Here is a 15,215-nt window from a genome sequence, read left to right on the forward strand (position 1 = left end):
GGCGAGGGCGTCGATCAGAAGATCGTCGTCCAGCCTTCGTTCGCCGTCTCGCTCTTGCCGTAGCCGACCCGGTCGGCCACGGCGCCGTCGGCGTTGCGCAGGATGATGTCGCCGCCCCTGTTGGCAAGCTGCGGGCCGCCGGCCGCGGCATCGAGTGCCACGGTGCGCAGCTCGCCTGCGCCAAGCGACCCCGACAGTGTCTGGGTCCTGCCGTTTTCGTCTTCCAGCTTCCAGCCGTCGAGCGATGCGGTCATGTCGGAGCGGTTGATGATCGTGACCGTTTCGGCCTCGGTGCCGCCTTCGCCGTTCACCGGGTTGATCAGCGCGGCGACGATGCGCAGCGACGAGGCGACGATCGGCTGCGGTCGGCGCGTGCCTTCGCCGCGGCCCTGGCCGCCACGGCTGTCGGAAACCGGATGGCCGGTCGCCGCATCGGTGTTCCAATTCTGCGACTGGAAGCAGAGGAAGATCGCCGCCCATTCGTCGGTATCGTTGAAGTGGACGAGAAGGGCGCCGTCCTGGTTGGGGCCGTTGGTCGCCTTGAAGCTGCCGCCGTCGCCCTGGTTCATGTGAATGTCGTGGATGCCGTTGCCCGGCTCGAAACGGAAATATTGGTCCGGCTTGTTGTGCTCAGGACCCCAGGCCTCGCCGAAGGCGTAGAAATGCACGTCGGAATCGGCAATGCCTTCCTGGACGATCGGCTCGATGAAGTCGCGCAGGTCGTTCTTCGGGCCGGATAGCTGGAAGGGTGCGACATTCATATCCTCGCGTTCGATCAGCCCGCCGCGAACATAGTCTATCGCAAGCTCCGGACGGTCCTTGCGGATGTCGATCAGCCCCATCGGCAGCGCTTCGAGCGCCTCCGTCAGCGCTGAGTGCTTGAAATCGACGATATTGGCGTAGAGCAGATCGTGCGGCGTTTCCTTGGAGCGGACATTGAGCGCGATGCGATAACTGACGCCGTTTGCCTCGATGCGGATCTCGATATGAGGATCGTTGTCGTCGTCGAGGGCAAGTGCGCTCGCCGTGCCCTTCAGGACCTTGTAATTCTTCAGCATGGAGAACCTCGCGGGAGTGGCGGGGTCTGACGATAACACGGCGAAAGTGCATCTTTTGTGACGACTAAAGTATGGCGCGATCCTTCAGATTCGCCTGCCACGCTTTAGGTCTTTGATTTACCCATGTCGTGGTCGCAAAACCGCTGCACACTTTTGCGGACTTATGTAGCAATTGCCATAAAGGTCACGCAGTGCAATCAGAGCGGTTGTTAAGCAGATAAACGGCCAGAAATGACCGGCGCACGGATAGCTTGTTCGTGGGCAAGAGGTGCCAATCGCCGTAACGCAGTGATCGCTATTCGTCGGCCCTATTCGGTGCATCGCCGACCCCGAACTGATCGTCAGAGGCCGGCAAGATAGTGAGCCATGGCAGCGATGTCGTCGGCCGAAAAATTGCGCACCAAGGCCGTCATGCTGGGCATGTTCGGGCGCTTGTTATCGCGAAAGTCGGAGAGGGTTTTGATCAGGTAGTCCAGCTTCTGATTTGCGACGCGCGGAGTGTTGGCGTATCCGACGAAACCCTCCCGGTGGCACGAGGTGCACTTCTTCCCGGCGTCGAGCGCTCGGACGCGGGTAATGCTCGCTGCGTCGGCCGGCTCGCGGTAGGCGGGCCAGGGCAGTGCGGAGAAGTAGGCCGCAAGCGCCTTCATGTCGTCGTCGGAAAGATTCTTCGCGATCCGGCCCATGAGGTCGTCGGTGCGCTCTCCATTGCGATATTCCTGCAAAGCTATCAGCAAAGAGGACTCGTGCTGGCCGGCGATGATTGGCGTGTTCTTAACAGTCGGCATACCTTTCATACCGTGACACATCCCGCAAAGCTTGGCCCTGTGGGAGATTGCCGCCGGCGGTGGCGCAGCATTGTTCTGCGCTCTAGCCGGCAGCGGACCGAGGGCCACGAGAGCGGCGATGACGAACGGAGCGAGCGCGCTGCTGCAAGGCATGCGAGGCCTCCAGATCGGGGCTTAATTTAAGCTGAAGTGTGATGCTGAGCTTATCAGGAGATGCAACCATTGGCGAGCGGACCCCCGTCGCCTCCATGCGACTATGGCTGCGTTTTTATGAGTTCACGCCCTAGTTGACTTGGAGTTTTGTGGCGGCCGTGCAGTGCTTGATCCGCTGCCTATTGTTGCAGATGCGGGGCGAAAAGCTCGAGATCGGCCTCGCCAAGCCTGTCGCTGACCGTGTTCAGTTGGTGCCAGTAGGGATAGATCACCAGTGGCAGGCTGACCGCGTCGAGGCGCTTGCGCTCCTCGTCCGTCAGCTTCAGCTCGGCGGCGGCGATGTTGTCGCGGAACTGGGCTTCGGTGCGGCCGCCGATGATGACCGAGGTCACGGCTTTGCGGCCGATTAGCCAGGCGAGCGCCACCTGAGCCGCCGAAACGCCGCGTTCCTGGCCGATCGCGACCAGTGTCTCGACGATGTTCCATAGACGGTTTTCGTCACGGATCGGCGGCTCGGTCCAGCCGGCGAATTGGCGCGTGCCTTCAGGGGCTGCCTGGTTGCGGCGATGCTTGCCGGAGAGCAGGCCGCCGGCGAGCGGGCTCCAGACCAGCACGCCGAGGCCCTGGTCGATCGAGATCGGTAGCAGCTCATATTCGGCATCACGGGCTTCCAGCGTATAGTGGATCTGCTGGCTGACGAAACGCTGGTACCTGTGCTCGTTGGCAATGCCAAGCGCCTTCATGATGTGCCAGCCGGAATAGTTGGAGCAACCGACGTAACGCACCTTGCCCTGTTTGATCAGGGTATCGAGGGCTTCCATCGTCTCTTCGAGCGGCGTCTGGCCGTCCCATTCATGCACCTGGTAGAGGTCGATGACATCGGTCTTCAGGCGCTTGAGGCTCGCCTCGCATTCGCGGACCAGGTGGTAGCGCGACAGGCCTTGGTCGTTCGGGCCGTCGCCCATGCTGAAGCGGGCCTTGGTGGCGAGCAGCACACCCTGCGGCCGCTTGCCGGAAAGCACCTCGCCGATGATGTTTTCGCATTCGCCTGATGAATAGGCATTGGCGGTATCGATCAGGTTGATGCCGGCATCGATGCACATATCGATCATCTTGCGAGCCTCGGAAACGCCGAGGTCCCCGACGGTCTTCGCCCAGCCGACGCCGCCGAAGGTCATCGTGCCCATGGTCAAAGTCGAAATCTTCAGGCCGGAACGGCCGAGCAGACGATATTCCATAGAAATTCCTCCTTCATTGAAACGTGAGTGACGTAGCGCAAAGCCCGGCAATGGCAATCTCCGAGTGTTCACGCCTGGGTGAGATTGCTTGGCGCCAGGATACCAGATGATCGGATGTTTCACAGGGTTGAAGACGACGCCTGCGAGATTGCGCCACAGCTATCGCCCCGATTGTCGGCAAAGCCGGGGGAGGTCAAGGAAGGTTGTGAAGCCTGGGCCTGGCGGCTGCGGCGTGCTGTCACATCGCTGTCAACGACCCCTAATAAGGGAGGGGTATCGAAATCGAGGATCCTTCCCATGAAAACGATCGTTTCTGCCGCAGCACTTGTCGCCGCGAGCCTCTTTGCCCTTCCGGCTTCGGCCGCAAACCTCGTTCTCTACACCAGCCAGCCGAACGAAGATGCGCAGGCAACGGTCGATGGGTTCATGGCCGCCAATCCTGATATCAAGGTCGACTGGGTGCGCGACGGCACGCCGAAGATCATGGCGAAGCTCCAGGCCGAGATCCAGGCCGGCAACCCGCTCGCCGACGTTCTGCTGATCGCCGATGTCGTGACGCTGGAGCGCCTCAAGGAAGACGGCAGGCTCCTGGCCTACAAGTCGCCGGAAGCCGCAGGGTACGATGCTGCCCTCTATGATGCCGACGGTTACTACTACTCCACCAAGCTGATCACGACAGGCATCATGTACAACACGTCGGCTTCGATGAAGCCTGCGAGCTGGAAGGATCTGACCAAGCCGGAAGCCAAGGGCCTCGTCACCATGCCGAGCCCGCTTGCTTCGGGTGCGGCACTCATCCACGCCCAGACGCTTGCCGCCGTTCCCGGCCTCGGCTGGGATTTCTACAAGTCGCTCGCGGAAAACGGCGCGATCGCGGCCGGCGGCAACGGCGCCGTGCTGAAGTCGGTCGCCTCGGGCGAGAAGGCCTATGGCGTGGTCGTTGACTATCTGCCGATCCGCGAGAAGGCCAAGGGCGCTCCGGTCGATTTCGTGTTCCCGAGCGAAGGCGTTTCTGTTGTCACCGAGCCGGTCGGCATCCTCGCCAGCACTGAGAATGCCGACGCCGCCAAGAAGTTCGTCGACTATGTGCTCTCCGAAAAGGGCCAGGAAGGCTTTCAGAAGCTCGGCTACATCCCGGCCCGCAACGGCATGAAGGTGCCGGAAGGCTTCCCGGCGCGCGACACCATCAAGGTCCTGCCTATCAAGGCGGCCGAAGCGTTGAAGAATACCGACCAGGACCTGAAGACCTTCTCGGGCATCTACGGTTCGAACTGATACTTTCATGCACGGATATGTCAAAACAGGAAACAGCCAGCCCGCCTGGCTGTTTCCTTTTGTCGTCATCGTCGTCCTGATCCTCAGCGTGCTGCCGCTCGCTCGTCTTGCCATGGTCGGGATCTCGGCCTTCGCCGATGGCGGCGTGATGACTGTTTTGAGCGAGGCGTCGCTGTGGTCGGCAACCTATTACACGGTTGTCACCGCCATCCTCGGCACGATCATCTCGCTCGTCATCGGCTGCCTCTTCGCCTTTCTGCTGACGCTGACCGATATCCGCGCCAAGGGGCCACTCAGCTTCTTCTTCGTGCTGCCGATGATGATCCCGCCGCAAGTGACGGCATTGGCCTGGGTGCAGATGTCCGGCCCCTCCAGCCCGATGTTGAAGGCGCTTTCCATTGCCCCGCCGCTCGGCTCGCCGCAGCCGCTCTATTCGGTGGGTGGTATCGCGCTGCTTTACGGCGTCCAGCATGCGCCGCTGGTCTATCTGGCGCTTCGGGCCGGCTTGATGACGCTGCCGCGCGACGGTGTCGAGGCCGCACGGCTTTCCGGCGCCTCCAGCCTGCGGGTGTTCCGCGACATCATCCTGCCCCTGTCGCTGCCCGGCATCATCGCCGGGGCGGCAATTTCCTTCGTCTCCTGCACCGGCAATTTCGGCATTCCCGCCATTCTCGGCATTCCGGCCTCGATCTTCACGCTGCCGACGCTCATCTTCACCAAGTTTTCCGCCTTCACCAGCCGGACCTTCGGCGATGTCGCCGTGCTCTCGGCGATCATCGCCATCATCTCGGTCGTCGGCCTGATGATCCAGGACCGGGCACTGCGTGGCCGCGACTACCGTGTCATCGGTCTATCCGGAGCGAGCGCCGCCTTCGAACTCGGTGCCTGGCGATTTGCCTTGGCGCCACTCGTCTGGGTGATCCTGTTCTTCATGCTGGCGGCGCCCTTCTTCGCGCTCCTTGCCGGCGCGCTGGTGCCGGCCTATGGCGTGCCGCTCACCTTCAAGACCATGTCGCTGCATGCTTTTGAGGAGATCCTGTTCCGGCAGGCGGTGACGCGCACGGCCTTTGTCAATTCGCTGTCGCTTGCCGGCGCCACCGCGCTTGGTCTCCTGGTGGTGACAATGCTTGCAGCCTATGCGCTGACGCGGCGCAAGGATGCGGCTTCCCGCATCGTTTCCGGCCTCATCGAAATACCCTATTCGCTGCCCGGCATCGTCATGGCTGTTTCCTTCATCCTGGTGTTCGCTGCACCCATCCCATTCCTGCGCGTCTCGCTCTACGGCACGATCTGGATCATCCTGATTGCCTATTTCTCCTCCTTCTTCGCCGTCAGCCTGAAACCGGTGGTCAGTGCCTTTCATCAGCTCGATCCGGCGCTCGAAGAGGCGGCACGGCTTTCCGGGGCCGGCTTCTTCCGCCGGCTTGCCGATATCATCGTGCCGCTGATCGCGCCGGCCGCTGGCGCCTCCGTCATCCTCGTCTTCCTGATCGCCTGCAACGAGCTGACGATCTCCGCACTTCTCTGGTCGGCCGGCACGCAGACGCTCGGTGTCGCCATTTATAATCTCGATGACAGCGGCAGTTCCGACCTTGCTTCGGCGCTTTCGGTGCTCGTCGTCGTCATGGTCGTCATGCTGATGCTGCTGCTTGAGCTTCTGGCCAAACAGCTGCCGAAAGGAGTGGTCCCATGGCGAGGCTGATCCTCAATCAGCTCGGCAAGGATTTCGGCACCGGACGGGCTGTCGTCAGCGGGTTTTCGCTCGATGTGCGTGAGGGTGGCTTCCTGGCGCTGCTCGGGCCTTCCGGCTGCGGCAAGACGACGGTGCTGCGCATGATCGCCGGTTTCGAGACGCCGACCGACGGGTCGGTCCATCTCGGCGAGCGGCTGCTTGCCGATGCCGCGCAATCGCTGCCGCCGGAAAAGCGAAACATGGCGATGGTGTTCCAGTCCTATGCGCTCTGGCCGCATATGAGCGTCGCCGACAATGTCGGTTATCCCCTCAAGGTGCGCGGCATTTCGGGCGAGACCTATCGGACGAAGGTGCGCGATGCGCTCGGCATCGTGCGGCTTGCCGAATATGCCGAACGGCGGCCGGCCGATCTTTCCGGCGGCCAGCGCCAGCGCGTGGCGCTTGCCCGCTGCCTGGTCACATCGCCCGACGTCGTGCTGCTCGACGAGCCGCTCGCCAATCTCGACCGCCACCTGAAACAGGAGATGGAGGAAACGTTCCGCGATTTCCATCAACGCTCGGGCGCGACGATGATCTATGTCACCCACGACCAGAGCGAGGCGATGGCGCTCGCGACCGACGTTGCCGTCATGTCGGAAGGGCGACTGCTGCAGGTGGCGTCACCGGCCGAGATCTACGCCCGGCCGGAAGGCCGCGTCGTCGGCGGGCTGATCGGGCGAGGGGCGATCGTGACGCTGCCGCGGATTGCCGGAAATTGCAGGGCGTTTGACCGGCCTGTGCTGGAGCCGTTGTTTGCCGGTGCTGTCGCCGGGACCGCCAGCGGCGACCGGATGGATGTCCTCGTCCGGCCGGAGGATGTGATGGTCTCCGGCGAGAATACCGCCGCCGGCGAGGGGATCGCGGCGGCGGTCGAATCCGTTCTCTTCGAGGGCGAGCGCTATGCATTGAAGCTCACCCTCGCCGACGGGCAGGCGCTGCGGGCCTATTCCCGCTTTCCAGTCCGGACGGGTGACAGTCTCAGGTTATCGGTGCGCGCGGCATGGCGGCTTTGAGACGCCCGCGCCCTTTCGGGATCACTCGCTGCCGGAACATTGCCAGCGGATGACACGGCAGGTTCCGGTCTGACGTCCACAGCTGCCGATCGCCTGACGCTGGGCCTCACGGTTGTCGTAACCCCAGCCGCCGCGATGGCCGACGGCCACCGCGCTGCAGCCATTGCGGAACCAGATGGCGATGCGGCAGTCATCGGCGCTGCTGTCGCAATTGCGCCGGGCGACGGTTTCGGCGTCGCCGCGATTGTCATTGGCATTGGACCAACCCAGAGCGCCCGTTGATGGCGAATAGGTGATGGCACCGTAGCTGTCTGCAAGTGCCGGGCCGGTGCCGGCGAGGGCAGTCAAAACCGCAATCGATGCAGAAATCCGTTTCATGAAATGCTCCCGCCCCGGAACCGGTGAATGTCGTCCGGGACGAATTATTCGGAGCCTGCGGGAGCATGTCAGCGGCCTAAGTCACTGGCAATCGCCTCCGGGGCCGCAAGAGGGGTGGTTGTCCGCATATTTCTTGGCCGGCCATCTTTTCCTGCGGCTTCTGCTGGTTAAGGTACTCCCCGCAACCGGATCCTTCCCATGTCGCTTCGCCTCGCCACCTTCAATGTCGAAAATCTCCTGACCCGTTTCGATTTCACCGGCTTCCGCAATCAGCTGCGCCAGGACCGCGTCATCAAGCTTTTCCAAGTGTCGAGCGAGGGCGTCTACCAGCAACTCGAGCAGGCTCGGGTGATCGCTGCGACCGACGATACGCGGCAGATGACGGCGCTCGCGATCGCCGATGCGGATGCCGACATCCTCTGCCTGCAGGAAATCGACAACATGGCGGCTCTTCAGGCCTTTGAATACGGCTATCTCTTCCGCATGGTCGGAAACGGCTACCGGCAGAAATATCTGGTCGAGGGCAATGACAGCCGCGGCATCGATGTCGCGGTGCTGATGCGCGAGGAAACGCGCGACGGCCAGAAGATCGAGCTCAGGGACATCCGCAGCCATGCAATGACGACCTATCGCGATCTCGATCTGTTCGACGAGGAACTGGGGCTCACCAACCGCATCGACGACAAGATCTTCAAGCGCGATTGCCTGGAGCTCGACCTTCTGATCGGCGGCCGGCCGTTTTCGCTCTATGTCGTGCATTTCAAGTCGATGGGCAATCCGCGCGACGGGCTGGACGGGCGGCAATCGACCATGCCGATCCGCCGTGCCGAGGCGCGCGCGGTGCGCCGTATCATCGAGGATCGTTTCGGTGCGGATCACGCGGGCACCAAGAGCTTCGCCATCTGCGGCGACATGAATGATTATCAGGAGCGCGTCGACGTCATCGGCCGGCGGGGCGCCGGCTATCGTTTCGAGCATCAGGACGAGGCCGAAAGCGCGCTCGACGTTTTCAGCCGCGACGGCTTTGCCGAAAACGTCGTACGCCGCCGCGCGGCGCTGGACCGCTGGACGCTCTATCATGCGCGCGGGCCGCAGGAGCAGTGGCTCTGCCAGCTCGACTATCTCTGGCTTTCACCAGCGCTCGCCGCCCATAATGCCGGTCGCCTGCCCGAAATCATCCGCAGCGGCCAGCCCTACCGCACCATCTTCCCGCCAGGGCAGGAGGTGGAGCGTTATCCGCGCACCGGTTGGGACAGGCCGAAGGCGTCCGATCATTGCCCCGTCGTCATGACACTGGATCTCCCCTGAAAGCGAACATGAAAACGAATTTGAACATGAATTTCACCAACGCCAATTTCTCCGATGATTTCGCCGGCTGGCCGCCGTCGGCGACGGTCTTCCCGATTGCCGGCGTGGATCTGCGCGTCCTGCCCGGCCCCCATCCCCTCGTCGCCACCGAAGAAGCGGCGATTCGAGAGAACTGGGCACGAGAGACCGCTGCCAACCCGGCGCTATTCGACGGGCGCATGGTGTTCCAGCGACTGATATCGCTCAGCGAAGACGGGATTGTGGGCGAGGGCCATGTTATTCCCTTTTCCGCGTTCATGTGGTGGCGCCGGCAGCCGCAGCGTCAGGGCGGCATTCACGTCTTCGCCTATCCGGTGCTGGAAAGCTCCGACGGCGCGCTGGTGGCGATCCGCATGGGCGCCCATACCGCCAATCCCGGCCAGGTCTATTTCGCCGCCGGTTCGCTCGAACCGGAGGATATCGTCGACAACAGCTGCGACATCGAGGCAAACATGCGCCGCGAGGTCCACGAAGAGACCGGGCTCGATCTTGCCGATGCCGTCGCGGGGCAGGGACTGTTCGCCACCCATAACAAGCGCACGGTAACGCTGCTGCGGCTCTTCCGCTTCGAGATGACGGCGGACGAGATGATCGAGCAGATCGAGCGCCACATGCTGGTCGCCGACGACCAGGAGATCGCGGGCGCCGTGGCCATCCGCTCGGCTGATCCCTCGGCCTATCCCTATAACATCGCCATGCTGCCGGTGATCGACTGGTATTTCGGCAAGGCCGGCGCATAGGCGATCAGTTCGTCCGCGTCACGCCACACCAATCAGCCCTCATCCAGAGGTGCTCCGGAAGGGGCCTCGAAGGAAGAGGGCGGTGGTTCGTGCCTCCCATGAGATTCGAAGCCGATGCCTGGAACCGTATTGGGCGACGCTTCAGGATATTATTTGGGGATCCTGTTATAGAAGGACTGGGGATCGTAGACGCATTCGTAGTCGAGAAGGCAAAGCTTGCCGTTGGCATCCCTTACCCTGGCGGTGTCGTACTTGTCGCCCAGATTGCACCTGGCCGGCGGATAACGGAAGCTGCGGCCGCCAAAGCCCATGCGCACAAAAACAGCCTTGTCCTTCCTGATGATCTGCGCAAGCTCCTCGCAGCTGTGATCGCGGGCATTGACCTCCACCGCCTCGACGGCAAGGGCTGCGGACGGAAACAGCAATGCGACGGCTAGAACAGTGCTTTTCATGGAAACTCCTGCATGTGAGAAAGAGGCGGCTGGCGCAATCAGAGTGTTAGAGCGTCCTTTGTGCGTCCGAAAGGACGAACGGCGCTCTAGGGGAAATTATAGGGCGATGCCGGGTCGAAGACGCAGGCATAGTCGAGAATGCACTGTTTCCCCTTAGCATCGCGAAAACTGGTGGTGGTGCGTTTGTCGCCCATGCTGCATTGGGCGGGCGGATAGCGGAAGCTGCGGCCGCCAAAGCCGACGCGGACAAAGACCTTTTTATTCTGACGGATGATCTGCGCAAGCTCGCCGCAGCTGTGATCGCCCGCATTGACCTCCGTTGCACCGGCGGCAAAGGCCGGCAAGGGCAGAGACAAGGCGACGGCCAAAATAACGCTTCTCATGCACCCCTCCCGTCTGTGAGAGGGAGATAGGGCGCGCGGATCGCGGCGGCCAGCCTTGAGGGCAAGACGAACCATGCCGCCGGCGTCCAGAACGGTTCCCGGCAGGCCGGAAAATCCGGCCTGAATTCAGAAACATCAATCTTTTCAAGAGATTTGGTGGGTGATGTAGGGCTCGAACCTACGACCCGCTGATTAAGAGTCAGCTGCTCTACCAACTGAGCTAATCACCCGTTCGCGCTTGGCTGCGCGGTGTGACGGGGCGTATAAACAGGATCGGCAGGCTTGTCCAGCGCATAGGCGAAATTTCTTTGGTTAATCGCGAAGATTTTTCGGCATGGCTGAAATGCAGCGCATAACCCCGAAAATCGGAAGCGATTTTCGGAAAGGATTATGCGCCGATTCAAAGTGATAGGGCGCGTCCTGGCGGACGCGCGGCGCTCCGGTGAAATCAGAGGTCGAGCGTGCCGCTGGCCAGCCGCACCGCCTGGCCGCCGATGCGCGCGTTGGAGATCGTCCCGCCGTCGACATCGATATGAAGGTGGATAAAGGATGGACGATCCATCTCGACGCCCTGCTCGATCATGATTGGATGATGTCCGTCCGTCAGCCGGTCGAAATGGTGGATCGCTCCGGAGAGCGCCGCCGCTGCCGCCCCGGTAGCCGGGTCTTCGACGATGCCCATGCCGCTTGCAAACATGCGCGCATGGAACTTCGCCACGTGGTTGACGCCGCCGCGACAATAGACATAGGCCGAGGCGAGCGCACCGTCGACGAAAGGCACGATCTTTTCCCAGAGCTGCGGATCGAATTCCACCCGCTGCGTGGCTCCGACATCGTGCACCGGAATGAGCAGGAAGGGGACACCGGCGCTCCAGACCGATGGGACATGATTTTCGAAGCCGATTTCGGTCACCTTCAGCGACAGCGCATCGGCAATGCCGAGCTTGTCGAGCGGCATGATGGCCGGCTGCGACTTACGCGGCAGGTCAAATTCGGCAAAGCTCGCTTCGCCCTCCCTCAGCCGCACCGCACAGCGCACTGGCCCGACATTTTCCTCGAGTACCGAGACGAGATCGCGGGTCGTCGCGCCATGAGCCCGCTCGGCCAGCGCCACCGCCGTGCCGACCGTCGGATGGCCGGCAAAGGGCAGCTCGCGCCCCGGCGTGAATATCCTCAGCCGCGCTGCATAGGCGGGGTTGCTCGAAGGCTGCACGAACACCGTCTCGGAGAGATTAAGCTCCCGGGTGATCGCCTGCATCGCCTCGTCGCTGAGATCGTCTCCGTCGAAGATCACCGCCAGCGGGTTGCCCGCAAGCTTTCGATCGGTGAACACGTCATAGACGCTGTAGCTTCGCGCCACATCAGCCTCCTTGAATCGTCATCGCGCCGCCAACCTGCCCGACCAAGCGGTCGAGTGCAAGGCGCTAGCGCATCGGCCCGAAAATCGGAATCGATTTTCGGAAAGCACGATGCGTAAATTCAAGGTGTTAGAGCGTCCATTGTGCGTTCGAAAGCACGCATGGCGCTTTAGGTCGGCCTGGAGCGCCGCGACAATCGCTTTCGATTTTCGGGTAGCGCTTTGGCAGGAGCAGGCATGACTGCCCCATTCGGCATCGATGACGAGGTCAAGAAAAAGGCCGGGCGAAACTCGCACCGACCTTCCTCGATCAGTCTCGATAACGGCTGCCAGTACATCCGTGGTCAGCCGTTAGAGACAGATATGATATCCCTTAAGTAGGGTTTGCTTAATAATCTTCAAGAGCCCACAGCGGTCAGGAAGCCGGCATCCGGCCGGCTTCCTTTGGCCGAGCAGCGGTTACTGCTGGGCAGGGGCAGCCGGCGGAGTGGCCGGTGCCGGTGCCGGTGCGGGCGTTGCGCTGTTGTCGGTCGGAGCGATCGGCTTGGCCGGCGCCGGCTCGGATTGGGTCGTGGAGGCTGTCGTATCCGGCGATGTGCCGGGGGTGCTCCACTGCGAATAGGCGAATGCAGCGACAGCGATCACGGCCAATGCAGCGACCCAGACAACCCACGTATTATTGTTGCGCGCGCTCGGCGTGGTGCGCAGATCCAAATTTGGGTTCAGGGGGCGGTTGGGGTCGTTGGCATTATTGGGGTCGTACGTCATGGTACTTTCTCCTCTTTCGGTGACAGAAGAATGCCGAAGTGGGCATTTTGTTCCGTTCTGGGCCGAAGCGCCTGTGTTGATTGAGTTTTCGTCCTCTTCATTCTTGTCCCGGAGGACGAGATGCCGGCCGATCGGGTGCCCTGCGGACAGCAGCCGCCGCGACCCAATGCCCTTGACATGGCGGGGGCACTTTTGCATGGTTTTCCCATGGGGTCGCGATCACCCCACGAGGCGTCATGCTGAAGAATCGCGTCCAACAGAACCGATCAACGGAGGGACGCGTCATGCCGTCATTTCTCGAAATTTCTCCCGACAAGCTCAGCCGCCTCATCGGAACTCCCGGTGCGCCTTGCATTATCGACGTTCGCACGAAGGAGGACTTCGGGCTCGATCCGCGCCTGGTGCCGGGCTCGATCCGGCGCGACCATACCGAGGTAGCGTCCTGGGCCGGCAGCGTCGATGCCGATTCCGTCGTCGTGGTCTGCCAGAAGGGCAGCAAGCTCAGCCATGGCGTTGCAGCCTACCTGCGCCATGCCGGTATCGATACCGAGAGCCTCGAGGGCGGCTTCGAAGCCTGGATCGCAGGCGGACCGGCGGTCCCCTGGGAAAAGCTGCCGCGCCGCGACGCGGAGGGACGGACTGTCTGGGTAACGCGCGCGCGGCCGAAGATCGACCGCATCGCCTGCCCCTGGCTGATCCGGCGCTTCGTCGATCCGAGCGCTGTCTTCCTGTTCGTGCCGGCGCCGGAAGTTATCGCCGTCGGAGAACGCTTTGGGGCGGCGCCCTTCGATATCGAAGATGTGTTCTGGAGCCACCGCGGCGAATTCTGCACTTTTGACGTCATGGTCGAGGAGTTCGGACTGGCGTCGGAACCGCTTCTGCGTCTGGCGCGGATCGTCAGGGCGGCGGATACCGCAAGGCCCGACCTCGCGCCCGAGGCGCCTGGCTTGCTTGCGGCGTCGCTCGGCCTCTCCAGGATGTATTCCGACGATCTGGAGCAACTGGAAGCCGGGATGCTGCTCTACGACGCCTTCTTCCGCTGGTGCCGGGATGCGACCGAGGAAACCCACAACTGGCCAGCGCCGAAGAAGAGGGCATGAGATGGCCGAGATGACGGATGCTGCATCCGGCGGCAAAATGGCGGGGGAGGACGCGAATGGGGCGCATCATCACGGCGTCTCGTTTGGTGACGCCTTCAGGGTGTGGCTGCGCGTCGCCGCCTTGAGCTTCGGCGGTCCCGCCGGCCAGATCGCCGTCATGCACCGGATCATTGTCGACGAGAAGCGATGGATCGGCGAGCATCGTTTTCTGCATGCGCTGAATTATTGCATGCTGCTTCCCGGACCCGAGGCGCAGCAGCTCGCCGTCTATATCGGCTGGCTGATGCACCGGACAGCGGGTGGTCTCGTCGCCGGCTTGCTGTTCGTGCTGCCGGGGTTTCTATCGATCCTCTGTCTCAGCTATATCTATGCGGCTTACGGTAACGTCGCCATCGTCGCCGGTCTGTTTTTCGGGCTGAAGGCGGCGGTGCTCGCCGTCGTCGTGCAGGCGGTCATCCGCATCGGCAGCCGCGCGCTGAGGAATAACGTCATGGTCGCTATTGCGGCCGTGGCCTTTATCGCCATCTTCTTTCTCCATATGCCGTTCCCGCTGATCGTGCTCGCGGCCGGCATCGCCGGCTTTGTCGGCGGCAGGTTCGGGCTTGCGGCCTTCCGGACGGGCGGTGGCCACAAGGCCGGAAGCGGCCCGGTGCTGTCGGATGCCGAGTCGGCGCTCGGCGAGGGCATACCGGCGCATGCGCGCCCTAATCTTGCCTGGTCGCTGCGCATGTCGGCCGCGCTGCTCGCCCTCTGGCTCGCTCCGCTCGCCGTGCTCTACGCAACCTTCGGTGCCGACAGTGTCTTTACCCAAATCGGCCTGTTCTTCAGCAAGATGGCGGTCGTCACCTTCGGCGGCGCCTATGCCGTGTTGGCCTATGTCGCGCAGGAGGCCGTGCAGCATTTCGGCTGGCTGAAACCCGGCGAGATGCTGGATGGTCTCGGCATGGCCGAGACGACCCCGGGGCCGCTGATCATGGTCGTGCAGTTCGTCGGTTTCATGGGCGCCTACCGCGATCCAGGAGCACTGAACCCGATGCTTGCTGCCACGCTTGCGGCGATGCTGACGACGTGGGTCACCTTTGTGCCCTGTTTCCTCTGGATCTTCCTCGGCGCGCCCTTCATCGAGAAACTGCGCGGCAACATCGCGCTTGCCGGCGCGATGTCGGTCATAACGGCGGCGGTCGTCGGGGTCATTCTCAACCTCGCCATCTGGTTTGCCCTGCACACGCTGTTTGCCGAGGTCGCGACCGTCGGCCTTGGCGGCTTGCGGCTCGATATCCCCGTGCTGCAATCGGCTGTGCCGGCGGCTATGGCGCTGTCGGCCGCTGCTGCCGTCGCCATCTTCCGCTTCAAGGCTTCCGTGATCGCGACGCTGCTCGCCTGTGCTGTTGCAGGGATGATCTGGACGCTGGCGGTGAACTAGAGCCGTGCGT

The 15,215-nt window shown here is 62.5% G+C and carries 15 protein-coding genes and 1 tRNA gene; 7 read left to right on the plus strand and 9 right to left on the minus strand.

All coding sequences use genetic code 11. The annotated features are described in order from the left end of the window. Window positions 1–14 precede the first annotated feature (14 nt). The 3 genes from FHX10_RS03260 to FHX10_RS03270 form a co-directional block, all read right to left on the minus strand. Window positions 15–1,058, minus strand: a complete 1,044-nt coding sequence (locus FHX10_RS03260) for a DUF2278 family protein (protein ID WP_063474647.1) — start codon at window positions 1,056–1,058, stop codon at window positions 15–17. Window positions 1,059–1,399: 341 nt separating this feature from the next. Next, window positions 1,400–1,855, minus strand: a complete 456-nt coding sequence (locus tag FHX10_RS03265) for a c-type cytochrome (protein ID WP_244604775.1) — start codon at window positions 1,853–1,855, stop codon at window positions 1,400–1,402. Between the two features lie 323 nt (window positions 1,856–2,178). Further along, window positions 2,179–3,237 carry an aldo/keto reductase gene (locus FHX10_RS03270; RefSeq protein ID WP_063474649.1) on the minus strand — a complete coding sequence of 353 codons (1,059 nt, stop codon included), beginning with the start codon at window positions 3,235–3,237 and terminating at the stop codon, window positions 2,179–2,181. Window positions 3,238–3,534: 297 nt separating this feature from the next. Between FHX10_RS03270 and FHX10_RS03275 the strand changes: the two genes are divergently transcribed. Genes FHX10_RS03275 through FHX10_RS03285 form a run of 3 tightly spaced genes read left to right on the plus strand, consistent with a single transcriptional unit; the run spans window position 3,535 to window position 7,257 of the window. Next, entirely contained in the window at window positions 3,535–4,512 is a 978-nt protein-coding gene (locus FHX10_RS03275; RefSeq protein WP_063474650.1) for an ABC transporter substrate-binding protein, read from the plus strand. 7 nt (window positions 4,513–4,519) lie between these two features. After that, the gene (locus FHX10_RS03280; protein ID WP_063474651.1) at window positions 4,520–6,214 is read left to right on the plus strand and encodes an ABC transporter permease; all 1,695 of its coding nucleotides are present in this window, start codon (window positions 4,520–4,522) and stop codon (window positions 6,212–6,214) included. Continuing rightward, window positions 6,202–7,257: an ABC transporter ATP-binding protein gene (locus FHX10_RS03285; protein ID WP_047610757.1), complete on the plus strand. Its 1,056-nt coding sequence runs from the start codon at window positions 6,202–6,204 to the stop codon at window positions 7,255–7,257. The genes FHX10_RS03280 and FHX10_RS03285 overlap by 13 nt, the downstream gene beginning before the upstream one ends. 21 nt (window positions 7,258–7,278) lie before the next feature. Here FHX10_RS03285 and FHX10_RS03290 read toward each other — a convergent pair whose 3' ends face one another. Beyond that, window positions 7,279–7,635, minus strand: a complete 357-nt coding sequence (locus FHX10_RS03290; RefSeq protein WP_047610755.1) for a DUF4189 domain-containing protein — start codon at window positions 7,633–7,635, stop codon at window positions 7,279–7,281. A gap of 198 nt (window positions 7,636–7,833) precedes the next feature. On the opposite strand from FHX10_RS03290, the gene FHX10_RS03295 reads away from it, so the two are divergent. Then, window positions 7,834–8,943 (plus strand): endonuclease/exonuclease/phosphatase family protein, encoded by a 1,110-nt coding sequence (locus FHX10_RS03295; protein ID WP_063474652.1) that lies wholly within the window; start codon window positions 7,834–7,836, stop codon window positions 8,941–8,943. 8 nt (window positions 8,944–8,951) lie between these two features. Further along, window positions 8,952–9,722, plus strand: a complete 771-nt coding sequence (locus FHX10_RS03300; RefSeq protein ID WP_063474653.1) for an NUDIX hydrolase — start codon at window positions 8,952–8,954, stop codon at window positions 9,720–9,722. Between the two features lie 149 nt (window positions 9,723–9,871). Here the strand turns inward: FHX10_RS03300 and FHX10_RS03305 are convergent, their stop codons facing one another. The 5 genes from FHX10_RS03305 to FHX10_RS03325 form a co-directional block, all read right to left on the minus strand. Beyond that, window positions 9,872–10,174 (minus strand): hypothetical protein, encoded by a 303-nt coding sequence (locus FHX10_RS03305; RefSeq protein WP_097594224.1) that lies wholly within the window; start codon window positions 10,172–10,174, stop codon window positions 9,872–9,874. A gap of 86 nt (window positions 10,175–10,260) precedes the next feature. Beyond that, a complete protein-coding gene (locus FHX10_RS03310) occupies window positions 10,261–10,557 on the minus strand; it encodes a hypothetical protein (RefSeq protein WP_047610748.1) in 297 nt (98 codons plus the stop codon). Window positions 10,558–10,711: 154 nt separating this feature from the next. Continuing rightward, window positions 10,712–10,787, minus strand: a tRNA-Lys gene (locus FHX10_RS03315). 218 nt (window positions 10,788–11,005) lie between these two features. Beyond that, window positions 11,006–11,917: a PhzF family phenazine biosynthesis protein gene (locus tag FHX10_RS03320; RefSeq protein WP_063474655.1), complete on the minus strand. Its 912-nt coding sequence runs from the start codon at window positions 11,915–11,917 to the stop codon at window positions 11,006–11,008. Between the two features lie 456 nt (window positions 11,918–12,373). Beyond that, complete coding sequence (locus FHX10_RS03325) at window positions 12,374–12,682, minus strand: hypothetical protein (protein WP_047610744.1); 309 nt, start codon at window positions 12,680–12,682, stop codon at window positions 12,374–12,376. Window positions 12,683–12,966: 284 nt separating this feature from the next. Between FHX10_RS03325 and FHX10_RS03330 the strand changes: the two genes are divergently transcribed. Both FHX10_RS03330 and chrA read left to right on the plus strand, forming a co-directional pair. Further along, window positions 12,967–13,782, plus strand: a complete 816-nt coding sequence (locus FHX10_RS03330; RefSeq protein WP_063474705.1) for a chromate resistance protein ChrB domain-containing protein — start codon at window positions 12,967–12,969, stop codon at window positions 13,780–13,782. A gap of 1 nt (window position 13,783) precedes the next feature. After that, complete coding sequence (gene chrA / locus FHX10_RS03335) at window positions 13,784–15,205, plus strand: chromate efflux transporter (RefSeq protein WP_063474656.1); 1,422 nt, start codon at window positions 13,784–13,786, stop codon at window positions 15,203–15,205. Window positions 15,206–15,215 lie beyond the last annotated feature (10 nt).

It is taken from the genome of Rhizobium sp. BK591 (assembly GCF_014195045.1).
Lineage (GTDB): Bacteria > Pseudomonadota > Alphaproteobacteria > Rhizobiales > Rhizobiaceae > Rhizobium > Rhizobium anhuiense.